Source organism: Desulfolithobacter dissulfuricans (genome assembly GCF_025998535.1).
Lineage (GTDB): Bacteria > Desulfobacterota > Desulfobulbia > Desulfobulbales > Desulfobulbaceae > Desulfolithobacter > Desulfolithobacter dissulfuricans.
The window spans coordinates 572,508-584,647 of the sequence record NZ_AP024233.1 but is presented as its reverse complement, the minus strand read 5'-3'; the positions used below and the strand labels follow the sequence as shown (position 1 = coordinate 584,647).

Below are 12,140 nucleotides of genomic sequence, written 5' to 3'. Positions count from 1 at the left end.
CTTGTTTTTTGACCACCTGCCCGAGACCGGTTTTGTCTGCGGCCACCGTGGAGCCCGGTCCATTGCCCCGGAAAACACCCTTCTGGCCCTGGAGAAGGCCAGGGACTGCGGTGCCCACGCCTGGGAGACCGATGTGCGGGTCAGCAGGGAAGGTGAACCGATCATCTTCCACGATGACACCCTGGAGCGGACCACCGATGTGGCCAGCCATTCCCACTTCAAGGACCGCCGCCCCTGGCATACGGAGCGGTTCACTGTTGCCGAACTCCGGGAGTTGGACGCCGGGTCCTGGTTCCTGGAGACCGATCCGTATTGCACCGTGGCGTCGGGCGAGGTGGAAGAGGAGGAGAAAGACAGGATCAGGGGACAGAAGATTCCCCTGCTTGGCGAGATACTGTCCTTCACGGCCAGACACCGTTTTCCGGTCAACCTGGAACTCAAGGATCTCGGCACCCCGCCCGGGGACACCCTGGTTGTGGACCGGGTCCTGGCCATGCTCGAAGAAACCGGGACCATGGATCTGGTCCTGCTCTCCTCCTTCCGCCACGAATACCTCCGACGGGCCCGCAGCCTGAGCTCAACCCTGGCCCTCGGGGTGCTGGTCGAGAAGAAACATCCCCCGGACCTGATCCACTATCTCAAGGACCTCTCAGCCGCCGCCTACCACCCATCCGTACAACTCCTGGACCTGGAGTTGGTCCATGAACTGCGCCGGGTGGGAGTGCGGGTCAACTGCTGGACCGTAAACGACATGACCCGGGCCGGAGAACTACTCCAGGCCGGGGTCGGAGTCATCACCGACTGGCCGCAACGCCTTACAGGCACGACCGTGTACAGGAGTTATCCATGAAACGCGAACGCATGCTGAAAACCATCCACGAACAGGGCGACACCCCCTGGGACATCATCGTCATCGGCGGCGGGGCCACCGGTCTCGGCACGGCCCTGGACGCCGCCTCGAGAGGGTACCGCACCCTGCTGCTGGAGCAATCCGACTTCACCAAGGGAACCTCGAGCCGATCCACCAAGCTGGTCCACGGCGGGGTCCGCTACCTGGCCCAGGGCGACATCTCCCTGGTACTCGAGGCCCTTCACGAGCGGGGACTCATGCGCCGGAACGCTCCCCACCTGGTCAAGAACCAGTCGTTCATCATCCCCAACTACGACTGGTGGGACGGTCCCTTCTACACCGTGGGCATGAAGGTCTATGACATGATGGCCGGCAAGCTGGGCCTGGGCCCCTCCCAGTCCCTGTCGCGCGAGGAGGTCCTGCGTGCCATCCCCAACCTGAAGACCGAGGGGCTGCGCGGTGGGGTCATCTATTACGACGGCCAGTTCGACGACTCGCGCCTCGCCATCAACATCGCCCAGACCTGTGCCGAACATGGCGGGGTAGTGGTCAACTACATGCGAGTTACCGGGCTGTTGAAAAACGATGATGGTCTTGTCTGCGGAGTGGAGGCCGTGGACCAGGAGAACGGCGACACCTACCGGCTGCAAGGCCGCAGCGTGGTCAATGCCACCGGGGTGTTTGTCGATGAGATCATGCACATGGACGACCCCGGGGCGCCGCGCCTTGTCCGCCCCAGCCAGGGAGTCCATATCATCCTGGACAAGGAATTTCTCAGGGGGGATTCGGCGATCATGATCCCGAAAACTTCGGACGGCCGGGTCCTCTTTGCCGTCCCGTGGCACGAACGGGTGGTGGTCGGCACCACCGATACGCCTCTGGAGGAGTGCTCCCTGGAACCGCGGGCCCTGGAAGAAGAAGTCGATTTTATCCTGTCCACGGCCAAGAAATACCTGACCCGGGAGCCGCAGCGGTGCGATATCCTCTCCATCTTCGCCGGGCTGCGTCCCCTGGCCGCTCCCAGGGAGGGCAGCGACGCCACGGCCACAAAGGAGATCTCCCGCAACCACCACCTGCGGGTCTCCATCTCCGGCCTGGTAACAATCACCGGCGGCAAGTGGACCACCTACCGCAAGATGGCCCAGGACACCGTGGACAAGGCCGCCATGGTCGGCGGCCTGGAAAGCAGGAAATGCCTGACCGAGAACATGCCCATCCACGGATGGCTGTCCAATGTGGATTACCACGACCCACTCTACTACTACGGCTCGGACGCCGACTATATGCGTGACATTGTCTCGGAACACCCGGAACTGGGCCGGAAACTCCATGCCCGGCTACCCTACACCGCCATCGAGGTCACTTGGTCGGCCCGCTATGAAATGGCCCGGACAGTGGAAGATATCCTGGCAAGGCGGCAACGGGCCCTGTTCCTTGATGCCAGGGCCGCCATCGACATGGCGCCGGAGGTGGCCCGCATCCTGGCCATGGAACTGGAACGGGATGCAAACTGGCAAAAAGAGCAGGTGGAAACGTTTACCGACCTTGCCCGGGGCTATTACCTGGAAGACTGAACACAGGGCGGGGCCTGTTTGGGCACCGCTACCTTGAAGCGGCTTCCCTCACCCTCCTTGCTCTCCACCCAGGCCCGGCCGCCATGGGCCTCCATGATGGCCCGGACCGCGGCCAGGCCAAGGCCACTGCCGCCGGCCTTTTTCCGAGTTCCCGGGATGCGGTAGAAGGCGTCGAAGATATGCTCCTGCTGATCCGGGGCGATACCCGGGCCCTGGTCCTGAATCTCGATGACCAGGTCTTCGCCCTCTTCCCGGGCGCTGACCCGGACCTCCTTGCCCGGGGCCGAGTACTTGATGGCGTTATCGAGCAGGTTGGAAATGACCCGGGTAAACTGGAGGGAATCCACCTTTACGGGCGGCAGGTTATCCTGTATATCCAGAGAGATATGGATTTTTTTATCGGCAGCCGGCACCCGGAACCCCTGGACGATCTCCGTAAGCAGCGGACCGATGGGCTGCTCCTCGAGCTGCAGCTCGACCTGGCCGGCCTCAATGCGGCTGATGTCCAGAAAGGAATGGATATAGTTTTCCAGGCGGGATATCTCCTTGCGGATGGCCCGCAGATACTCACCCTGCTTGTCGGTCAGCGGCCCGGCCTTTTCCTGCAGCAGGCGATCGACAAAGCCACCGACAATGGCCACCGGGGCCTTGAGGTCATGGGTAAAGAGTGAGATGAGGTTCTTTTTCTGGGCTTCGAGCTTTTTTATCTCGGTCGCATCCCGAAACACCTCGATACCCGCCTTCATCCGTCCCTGATCATCGAGCATGGCCGAGCTGGAAAAAAATATCGGCATTCTCTTGCCGTTTCGGGTATGGAGTACCGCTTCCCGGCCCAGACAGGGTTTCCCGGTTTTCTCGCTTTCCCGCAGGGGACAGCTGGACCGACAGAGACTCGAACCCAGGATCTCGAAACAGGGCCGGCCCAGGACTTCCTCACGTTTCCAGCCGGTCAGTTTTTCCGCCGCCACGTTGAACTCGATAATTGCAAAATCACCATCGACCACAAACAGGGCGACCGGCAGCCCGCTGATAACGAGATCGTACAGTTCATCCCTGCTGATCATTACCTTTTCTCCCCCTCTCCTCTTTGCTTGCCGTTTCAGGAAATCGCCTCCCCGGAGGCAAACTCAGGTTCATGCAGTGGAATAACATAGTCGGCCATGTCCCGGACCTTGACCAGGATATCGTAGGCCTCATACGTGTTGACGCTGGTACCCGGTGGAATCACCTCCATTTCCATGGCCCGGATCTGGACCGGCGGCTCAAAGTTCTCACGGATCACGCAGAATCCGGTGATGGCGACCCGACCCCGGGGCGTGTCCACAAAGACAGTCATGCCGCCCGGGGTATGGGCCGGGGTATGGAGGACCGAAATCCCGGGAACCAGTTCCCCATCGGCGCGGACCACTTCGATCTGCTCCCGGTCGCGGATCTCGAAAATGAAATCCTCCACATAGCGGTAATCCAGAGGATGGGGATTTTCGATGGTTTCCAGCTCCTTTTCATGGATAAAGAACCGGGCATTTTCACATTTATAGTCATTTTCACAGTGATCGGCATGGAGATGGGTATGGATGACCATGTCGATATCCGCCGGGGTGAGGCCATGGCGGGCCAACCCCTCCTCGAAGGTATGGATTTTGCCGCCGATGGCCTTTTCCCGGTCCTCGGACTGCACCGGATGCATCTCGCCGGTATCAATCAGGATGGTGCGGTCCCCCCCTTCCAGGTACCAGCAGTAAATAGGGATGGTATACGGGGTCCCGTAGTCGTGCTGATAGGTCATCATACCCTTGTCAAAAATCTTGGTTCCCATGACGATGGGGTGGATGATGTAGCTGCTCATGACTCTTCTCCTTACGCTGAAAACCGAATAAACAGACCGGCACCGCTCCACGGCCACCCGGTCTGGCTGTTATCTTTTATATGAAAGTCTCGTTCCATCCTCCAGAGGGACAACAGCTTTCATATTTCGTTGCGCAGGCCGTGGGAGCCTGCATGGGTGTTAAAGTCGCCGGAACCATTTTTCTATCTCGCGCCGGGGTATCTGCTTTATCACCGGTCGGCCGTGCGGACAGTGGGAAAAAAAATCCGCGCTCTCCATCTGGTGAAGCAGCTCCTCCATCTCGCGATCCTGGAGCCGGTTACCCGCCTTGACCGCGGCCTTGCAGGCCATGGAGGCCAGGAGTTTTTCCATCTGCGGCGACAGAACGACCCCTGGAGTGTCCTCCCCGGCAAGACGCAGTTCGTCCAGGACCTCATGGAGCATCTTCGCAGGATCGAGATGGCCGAGCTGGGCCGGCAGGGCCTGGATCACCCAGGTGGCATCACCAAAGGGTTCCACCACAAAACCCAGGGCCTGGAGAGCGTCACCGGCCCGCTCCATGGTCTCGGCCTGTTCGGGTCCCAGCTCCACCGGAACCGGAAACATAAGACTCTGACTGGGAATGGCGCGGTTTAGAAATCCGCGGCGCAACTGCTGATAGATAATCCGCTCATGGGCCGCGTGCTGGTCGATCAGGACCAGCTCATCCCCCGCTGGCAGAGCAGGTAAAGATCAAAGAGCTGGCCGATGACCTGCAGCCCATCCAGGGCCTGCCCCCTGCTCCCCGGGTTGCTGCGTCCGGGTCCGGCTCCGCCAGGCGCACGGAGACCGGGGGCTGGTCGGGCTGGACCGGGGGAGGACCGGGAGGCGGGTACGTCTCAGGGGTCGATTCACAAGGTATCTCCCCGGTGGCCGCCTGGTTCCGGGCCGGGGCGGAGGATGGCCGCCACACTCCACCAAGGGATCGCTGGACAGGCTGGTCATCGGTAGCAGGAGCAGCTCCGGCGGGCGCTCGAAGGTCAGGAACAGCAAAGAGATGGGACCGGAACTCATCCTGGAAGCGGGCCACGGCCTCCCTGATACCTCTGACCAGCAGCCGGTGCACCTCCTGGCTGCGGCGGAAACGAATCTCCCGCTTTGCCGGATGGACGTTCACGTCCACCTGATCCGGAGGCAGGTGCAGCAGCAGGACCCCGGCCGGCTGCTGGCCGGTCATGAGAGATTCCCGCATGCCCTCGCGCACACCGTGGAGGAGCATACGGTCCTGCACCGGACGGTTATTGACCAGGATGCGCAATCTGCGGACCCGGGACTGGCTGGTACCCGACTCCAGCAGATACCCCTCAAGCTCCAGGCCAAGACCAGTATTTTCCTGGAAGGATACCGGCAGCAGCTGATCCTGGACCTGGTAGATCTGTCGTACCCGGGTCTCCAGGTCCTCCCCCGGCTGCAGGTCCAGGACAGTCCGGCCTTCGACCTGGAGAACAAAGCCCACCCCGGGATGAGCCAGGGCCTGGTCGCGCAGGACCTCTTCGATGTGATACAGTTCGGTCCGGGCTGACTTGAGAAATTTCCTCCGGGCCGGCACATTGCCAAACAGGCCGCGAACCTCGATGACCGTCCCCTGGCGGCAGCCATCCTCGTGGATGGCGTGCAGGATCCCGTAGCGCATCTCGGCCCGGGTTCCCATGTCCGCTGTCCGCGGCCGCGAGAGAATCGTCATCCTGGACACCGAACCTATACTGGGCAGGGCCTCGCCTCGAAACCCCAGGGTGGCGATGGCCGCCAGCTGGTCTTCGCTGAAAAGCTTGGAGGTGGCATGCCGCTCCAGGCAGAGTAAAACATCATCACTGTCCATGCCGATTCCGTCATCCACCACCCGGATCAGCCGGGTGCCGCTGCCCTCCACCTGGACCTGGATCCTGGAACCACCGGCATCCAGGCTGTTTTCCACCAGCTCCTTGACCACCGAGGCCGGCCGTTCCACCACCTCCCCGGCGGCGATCTGATTTGCTAACTGTTCGGAAAGAATACGTATGCGGGACAAGGGGATTGCCAGATTCAAGTTAACTGTTGCCAAGCCAGGCGCGGTTGCACCCTACACCTGACTCGAGAGGACTGCAGCTGACAGACGATTTCCTGTCGAGAAGACGGCCTGATCCGGGCCGGACAGGATGCCGGTGCGTGACGAGAACTCTCCCTCCATTCACTGCTTGCGTTATTTGCCAATATACAATATGAGACTTCATCTTCCCACTGACAACCCTAATTCTTGCAGCACCTGGTGAAAAGACAAAAAAAAACAAGCAAACGTCCGGCGCGGCGACCGGTCTGGGACCATACCCACATCATCTTTTTTCTCATGGGTACCTGCGGCCTGGTCACCTTGCTTGTGGGCTTTGCCCTGGCCTGGTTTCTTTCCCTGGACATCCCGGATATCCGCACGGTGGATGATTACCGACCCCTGGTCACCACCACGCTGCTCGATCGCCACGGCAGACCGGTGGACGCCATCTACCGGGAGAACCGTATCGTCCTGACATGGGACCAGATGCCCCCCCTCCTGCCCCAGGCCTTTGTCGCGGCCGAGGACAGCCGCTACTGGCAGCATGGCGGGCTCGACGTCTGGTCCATTGCCCGCGCCTTTATCAACAACCTCCGTTCCGGTCGTCGGAGCCAGGGGGGCTCCACCATCACCCAGCAGGTCACCCGCTCGCTCATGCTCTCGCGGGAAAAAAGTTATTTCCGCAAGGTTACCGAGGCGATCCTGGCCTATCGGCTGGACCGGATGCTCTCCAAACAGGAAATACTGACCCTGTACCTCAACGAAATCTATCTAGGTGAAGGGGCCTATGGAGTGGAGGCGGCCAGCCGCACCTATTTCGGCAAACCAGCCAGCAGACTGCGCCTTGGCGAGATGGCCCTGCTGGCCGGACTGCCCCAGGCCCCGAGCCGCTACTCACCGCTGAAACATTTTTCCCGGGCCAGGGCCAGGCAGCGCTACGTCCTCAACCGAATGGCCGAGGACGGGCTGATCAGTGCCGAAGAGGCACGCCGGGCCTTTAATGAGAAGATCACTTTCCAGCCCGCCTCCAAGGCGCGGCGGACCATGAACGGGTATTTCACCGACTATGTCCGATCCCGACTGGAACAACTTTATGGCCGCGAGGAGCTCTACCGGGCCGGGCTGACGGTCTGGACCACCCTGGACAGCGAACTGCAGGAGCGGGCCGTCCGGGCCATCCGCGCCGGCAGCGAAGCGGTCTGGCAACGGGAACAGACCCCGCAGCCGCCCCAGGGAGCCCTGGTGGCCCTGGATAACCGGACCGGCCGTATCCTGGCCATGGTCGGCGGGACCGACTATGATAAAAGCCCCTACAACCGGGCGGTGCTGGCCAACCGCCAGCCAGGCTCGGTCTTCAAGCCCCTGGTCTATGCCGCGGCCTTTGAGCGCGGGATCTCCCCGGACCTGCAACTCAACGACGCCCCCTTGTCATCCGCAACCGGGACGGCTCGGTCTGGGCGCCGAAGAACTACAGCAATACCTGGCACGGGCCCACAACCCTGCGCGAAGCCCTCATCCATTCACGCAACATCGTTACCATCAAGCTGCTGCGTAAAATCGGCGTAAAGCCGGTTGTTGAGCTGGCCAGACGGGCAGGGATAACCAGTACCCTGCATCCGGAGCTGACACTTGCCCTGGGCGCCTCCCCGGTCTCGCTGCTGGAAATGACCGGGGCCTATACCATTTTCCCCAGCCAGGGGATCTATCATGAGCCCTTTGCCATCACCAGGATACAGGACCGCTTCGGCCACTCTGTGCCCTGGAAAAAGACCAGTCCACACAAGGTGATCCGTCCGGATACGGCCCGGACCATGACTGCCATTCTCCAGGAGGTCATCAACCGGGGAACCGGACGCCTGGCCCGGGGCATTCCCGGAGCAGCCGGCAAGACGGGGACCTCGGACCGTAACATGGATGCCTGGTTCATCGGCTACACCGAAGACGTCACAGCCGGGGTCTGGCTCGGCCATGACCGGTCGAGTTCCCTTGGGCGGGGCGAAACCGGTGGTCGGGCGGCGGCCCCTGTATGGAAAACATTCATGCAACAGAAGAGGAATCCCTGATGTCTACGCCCCACTCCCAGCCCCTGGACCTGTTCTTCTCCGGTTCGGTGACCGATAAACTGCAGCGCGCCCAAACCTTGTACGGGGCCTATGGATCCACCCTGCTGGCCGTTCCCGGCATCCGGGAGGGTCTGGCAGACCTGGACCGCCTCCTCGACGAGCTGCGCTCCCAGATGGCGGCCATGGACATGGGCAGCCGGTGCGCCCATTGCGGTGCCCGGCCGGATGGCGGCTGCTGCAGCGCCTACATGGCGGCCAACACCGACACCATCCTCCTGCTCATCAATCTCCTGGGCGGCACCCAGATCCACACATTCTCAGGGGATGAAACAAGCTGCTGTTTTCTCGGTCCCGGGGGCTGCATCCTGCCGATCAAGCCCATGTTCTGCCTCAACTACAACTGCAGCCATATCCAGGAGAGCGGCTCTGCGGTAGAGCTGGCGGAACTGGAACGACGGGCGGGCAGCCTGCTCACCCGCCAGACCGAGCTGGAAGGTGAACTGATCCGGCTGCTTGTCACCATGGGCCCCAACTGAAGGGCGCCTGAAATGAAACAGGCCGGCCGGGAGAGATCCCGACCGGCCTGCGAGAGCCGTGTTGTATCTGTGGAACTGCTGCCCGGAGCAGCCCGCGTCTGCTGTTATTTCTCGTAGGCTCCCACGCCAAGAACTTTCTGCAGCTCTTCCACCCCTGAATAATCCAGCGGATCGGTCCAGCCGACAATTTTCGCGGCCTTGGCTGCCTTGTCCTCGGGTTTCAACTCCTTGAGGGCGGCCACGACCTGGGCCGTGAGGGCGGCGTCGGTTCCGGCTGTCCTGGCCAGCGGCCACTCGGGATAAAGTTTCGTGGAACAGACAAAAGGGAAATCCGGATAATTCTTTTTGGCGATGATCTTGAAATCCTCCATGGCAATGGCTCCGGAAGCGGCAAGACGCTCCAGGGTATCGGTCCGCACGGTGCCCACCTCGACGATTTCGTTCTGGACCGCGAAAACCACGTTATCATGCTTGTTGCCGAACTCCACCGAGGCGAAATCCTTGAGGGGATCGATACCAGCGTCCAGGAGCTCCTTGTAGGCCATCTGCCAGCCACCGAATGAAGATTTTTTTACCGCCATGAACTTCTTCCCCTTGATATCGCCCAGCGTATTTACCGCGTCGTTATAGGCATTGGTAAAGATAACGCCGCCAAAGGAGGTGAGAGCCCTGCCCTGGCGGGAATTGATCATGGTCAGGATGGGTTCGGCCCCGAATTTGACCTTGGCGGTGACAAACATGGAAGAGTTGACCAGGAAAAAATCCACCTCGCCGGATGCCACGGCCGGGAATACCCTATCAAAATCGAGCGGCACGATCTCAAAGGTCTTGCCGCTGACCTTGGCGGTGAGATACTCCCCTGTCGCCGCCCACTTCTTCAGGGCCTTTGCCGGTCCGTTTTTTGCCAGTACCCCGATTTTCACCACTTCGCCCGCCTGACAGAGCGTTGCGAAAAACAAACACACCATCACTGCAAAAAACGTCAGTTTCCTTGGCATACACCCACCTCCATGATTGGTCTTTAAAAACAGCTTGCCTGCATGGCTAAATTCTCTCAAAAGCGCTAAGGTAAGTCAAGGCGCTATTCTTTTTTATTAGAGCCAAAAGCATTCCGCGCCACAACACAGTTCGCACATCCAGGAGCAGCGGTTGCCATGTCTGTCCACCACACCTTCCTCACTCCGATCGGCCCTGTCCGGATCATTGCCGACCGGCAGGGCCTGTGCCGGATCCGGTTACCTGGAGCATCGCCTCGCGATCTGGTCCCGGAGACCACGCCTCCCACAGACCCTGTCCTCAGCCAGGCCCGGCAGCAGATAACAGAGTATTTCAAAGGAGTTCGCCGGGACTTCACCCTGCCGCTTTCCATCAGTGGAACAGCGTTTGAAAAAAAGGTCTGGGATGCACTGCAGAATATACCCTGGGGGGATGTGTGGAGTTACGGCCAGGTGGCCCGGGCCCTGGGCAAGATGAACCTGGCCAGGGCCGTGGGGCGGGCTGCCGGCGCCAACCCGCTGCCTCTGGTCATCCCCTGCCATCGAGTCATTGGCGCCGACCGGAACCTGACCGGTTTTGCCGCCGGGATAGCGATGAAAAAGTATCTGCTGGAACTGGAGGGCTGGAGGACCGAACAACGACGCGGCCGGCTGTTTCTCACCGGGCGCCCTGAAAAAACCTATTGAAAACCGGTTGTTTTACCGATAAAAAACCAGAAAGGTTCATTCAGGGAGGAATGATCATGGTCGACATCATTATCGGAGCTATCCAGCCAACCGGTCCACCATCGAACAAACCAGGTTTCACAGGCGGGACCACAGTGGAAGCGGAGATCCTGGACGTGCGGGAGCCAAGAAAGTCTGTCCGCGGCCCCCAGGACGAGGAGCGGAGAAAGGAATTCCGCCAGGATCCGGCCAATGGCCGGGTACTGACGCTGCTGGTGCCCAACGGCACCGTGCTGCCCAAAGACCTGGACCGGAGAAAATACAAGGTCCGTCTCAGGTTCATAAAAAAATAGCAGGGGCGAGGTGGATCACCTCGCCCCTGCTCGTATCACCCTATGGAAAGGCTCCCGCCTATGGCAGGGGCTCCATGTGCCAGATGGAAACCGGACACACATCGCGGCAGAAGCCGCAGGCTATGCATTTGTCGTCATTGGACACATAGCCAAACCGCTCATCCGACTCCTGACGGCTGATAGCCGCTGTCGGACATACTGTTTCACAGAGATGACAGTCTCGGCACGGCTTGCCTTGAGCGCCGGGACTGGTCCAGACCGGTTTCTTGCGACGCAGTTCACCGGTGACGATCACCGGGATGGGACTGCGATCCAGATCCGGAGCCAGATCGGCCAGGGGATCACCGTTTTTAAAAGTCTTGTCCCAGTGTTCCCGGCGGAACTCGGCCATGGACATCGGCCCCTTGAGCAGCTTGGCCTTCTCCTGGGGGGTCATGGCCACGAGGACCTTCCACTCCTCGCGCCTGGACAGGGTCTCGAGCAGTTCGGGCCGGCCGATCTTATCGAGGAACTCGGGCATCCGGTCCATGAGCCACTGCCACTGGACATCATCGGGTTCCTGCTCCCGGGCGGAGTTGCGGGCATAGGTGCCGTCGGTTTCGCCCCGATAGTAGATCCAGCCACCCACCATGCCCACGCAGGGACGGTAACCCAGCACCGTTCCGGGCCGCTTCGGTTCAACCCCGCAGACCACGGCCACCCCGCCGCAGTTGAATTCAGCAAAGGTATCTCCCACCGAGCCAAGCACCCACAGTTCCGGCCGGTCGTATTCAGGATTCCACTTGGTCATGGTCAGGCCGCGGGAGCCGATGGAACCGCCGATCATCACCCGGCCGGCGGCCATGGCGTTACAGACGCCGTTGGTGGCATCTCCCTTGACGATGATATCGGCACCGATGTTAAGCCAGCCGACATCATCGGAGGCCGGGCCCTCGCTTATAATTGTGGTACCCGGCATCCCCATGGCACCCAGACGCTGGCCCACCGGCCCGGTCACCTCGATGGTGATCGGTTCGTCACCGTGGAGCCGGCAACCTATGTTATGCTGTCCATAGGACTCTATCCTGATATAATTGCCGGACTTGAGCGCCGCACGGATCAACTCGTCCAGATCCTTGGACGGAATCCGTCGTCCCTGCGCGTCAAAGCCCTTGATGACCTGTGGTGTACTCACTGGTTCGTCACTCCTGTTCTCTTATATCCAGCCCCTGTC

At 60.8% G+C, this 12,140-nt stretch carries 13 protein-coding genes; 7 read left to right on the top strand and 6 right to left on the bottom strand.

What is annotated here, in order from left to right; translation table 11 throughout:
- The first annotated feature begins 1 nt into the window (after position 1).
- On the top strand, positions 2-850 hold the full coding sequence (locus GF1_RS02440) for a glycerophosphodiester phosphodiesterase (protein ID WP_267928041.1): 849 nt from the start codon (positions 2-4) through the stop codon (positions 848-850).
- The gene (locus tag GF1_RS02435; protein WP_267928040.1) at positions 847-2,424 is read left to right on the top strand and encodes a glycerol-3-phosphate dehydrogenase/oxidase; all 1,578 of its coding nucleotides are present in this window, start codon (positions 847-849) and stop codon (positions 2,422-2,424) included. The genes GF1_RS02440 and GF1_RS02435 overlap by 4 nt, the downstream gene beginning before the upstream one ends.
- On the opposite strand, the gene GF1_RS02430 is transcribed toward GF1_RS02435, so the two are convergent.
- The 4 genes from GF1_RS02430 to mutL form a co-directional block, all read right to left on the bottom strand.
- A complete protein-coding gene (locus GF1_RS02430; RefSeq protein WP_267928039.1) occupies positions 2,409-3,488 on the bottom strand; it encodes a sensor histidine kinase in 1,080 nt (359 codons plus the stop codon). The genes GF1_RS02435 and GF1_RS02430 overlap by 16 nt on opposite strands.
- A gap of 35 nt (positions 3,489-3,523) precedes the next feature.
- The gene (locus tag GF1_RS02425) at positions 3,524-4,270 is read right to left on the bottom strand and encodes an N-acyl homoserine lactonase family protein (protein ID WP_267928038.1); all 747 of its coding nucleotides are present in this window, start codon (positions 4,268-4,270) and stop codon (positions 3,524-3,526) included.
- A 159-nt stretch (positions 4,271-4,429) separates the two neighbouring features.
- Positions 4,430-4,912, bottom strand: a complete 483-nt coding sequence (locus GF1_RS02420) for a DNA mismatch repair MutL family protein (RefSeq protein ID WP_326491615.1) — start codon at positions 4,910-4,912, stop codon at positions 4,430-4,432.
- Positions 4,913-4,952: 40 nt separating this feature from the next.
- A complete protein-coding gene (mutL, locus tag GF1_RS02415; RefSeq protein WP_267928036.1) occupies positions 4,953-6,296 on the bottom strand; it encodes a DNA mismatch repair endonuclease MutL in 1,344 nt (447 codons plus the stop codon).
- A 237-nt stretch (positions 6,297-6,533) separates the two neighbouring features.
- Here mutL and GF1_RS02410 point away from each other — a divergent pair, with 237 nt between their 5' ends.
- The 3 genes from GF1_RS02410 to GF1_RS02400 are packed head-to-tail and all read left to right on the top strand — an operon-like array spanning position 6,534 to position 8,913.
- Positions 6,534-7,880 (top strand): transglycosylase domain-containing protein, encoded by a 1,347-nt coding sequence (locus GF1_RS02410; protein WP_267928035.1) that lies wholly within the window; start codon positions 6,534-6,536, stop codon positions 7,878-7,880.
- Positions 7,814-8,377: a penicillin-binding transpeptidase domain-containing protein gene (locus GF1_RS02405; RefSeq protein ID WP_267929095.1), complete on the top strand. Its 564-nt coding sequence runs from the start codon at positions 7,814-7,816 to the stop codon at positions 8,375-8,377. Before GF1_RS02410 ends, GF1_RS02405 begins: the two co-directional genes overlap by 67 nt.
- On the top strand, positions 8,377-8,913 hold the full coding sequence (locus tag GF1_RS02400; protein WP_267928034.1) for a hypothetical protein: 537 nt from the start codon (positions 8,377-8,379) through the stop codon (positions 8,911-8,913). The genes GF1_RS02405 and GF1_RS02400 overlap by 1 nt, the downstream gene beginning before the upstream one ends.
- 104 nt (positions 8,914-9,017) lie before the next feature.
- Here GF1_RS02400 and GF1_RS02395 read toward each other — a convergent pair whose 3' ends face one another.
- The gene (locus tag GF1_RS02395; protein ID WP_267928033.1) at positions 9,018-9,911 is read right to left on the bottom strand and encodes a phosphate/phosphite/phosphonate ABC transporter substrate-binding protein; all 894 of its coding nucleotides are present in this window, start codon (positions 9,909-9,911) and stop codon (positions 9,018-9,020) included.
- 156 nt (positions 9,912-10,067) lie between these two features.
- Between GF1_RS02395 and GF1_RS02390 the strand changes: the two genes are divergently transcribed.
- Positions 10,068-10,595 (top strand): methylated-DNA--[protein]-cysteine S-methyltransferase, encoded by a 528-nt coding sequence (locus GF1_RS02390; protein ID WP_267928032.1) that lies wholly within the window; start codon positions 10,068-10,070, stop codon positions 10,593-10,595.
- Positions 10,596-10,651: 56 nt separating this feature from the next.
- On the top strand, positions 10,652-10,927 hold the full coding sequence (locus GF1_RS02385; protein WP_267928031.1) for a hypothetical protein: 276 nt from the start codon (positions 10,652-10,654) through the stop codon (positions 10,925-10,927).
- Between the two features lie 58 nt (positions 10,928-10,985).
- Here the strand turns inward: GF1_RS02385 and GF1_RS02380 are convergent, their stop codons facing one another.
- The gene (locus tag GF1_RS02380; protein ID WP_267928030.1) at positions 10,986-12,101 is read right to left on the bottom strand and encodes a 4Fe-4S dicluster domain-containing protein; all 1,116 of its coding nucleotides are present in this window, start codon (positions 12,099-12,101) and stop codon (positions 10,986-10,988) included.
- Positions 12,102-12,140: the final 39 nt, after the last annotated feature.

What these genes read in the sequence shown, in the direction of transcription:
- GF1_RS02430 (WP_267928039.1), bottom strand. Translation starts at nt 3,488, where the DNA reads ATGATCAGCAGGGATGAACTGTACGATCTCGTTATCAGCGGGCTGCCG.
- GF1_RS02390 (WP_267928032.1), top strand. Translation starts at nt 10,068, where the DNA reads ATGTCTGTCCACCACACCTTCCTCACTCCGATCGGCCCTGTCCGGATC.
- GF1_RS02395 (WP_267928033.1), bottom strand. Translation starts at nt 9,911, where the DNA reads ATGCCAAGGAAACTGACGTTTTTTGCAGTGATGGTGTGTTTGTTTTTC.
- GF1_RS02425 (WP_267928038.1), bottom strand. Translation starts at nt 4,270, where the DNA reads ATGAGCAGCTACATCATCCACCCCATCGTCATGGGAACCAAGATTTTT.
- GF1_RS02400 (WP_267928034.1), top strand. Translation starts at nt 8,377, where the DNA reads ATGTCTACGCCCCACTCCCAGCCCCTGGACCTGTTCTTCTCCGGTTCG.
- GF1_RS02385 (WP_267928031.1), top strand. Translation starts at nt 10,652, where the DNA reads ATGGTCGACATCATTATCGGAGCTATCCAGCCAACCGGTCCACCATCG.
- GF1_RS02435 (WP_267928040.1), top strand. Translation starts at nt 847, where the DNA reads ATGAAACGCGAACGCATGCTGAAAACCATCCACGAACAGGGCGACACC.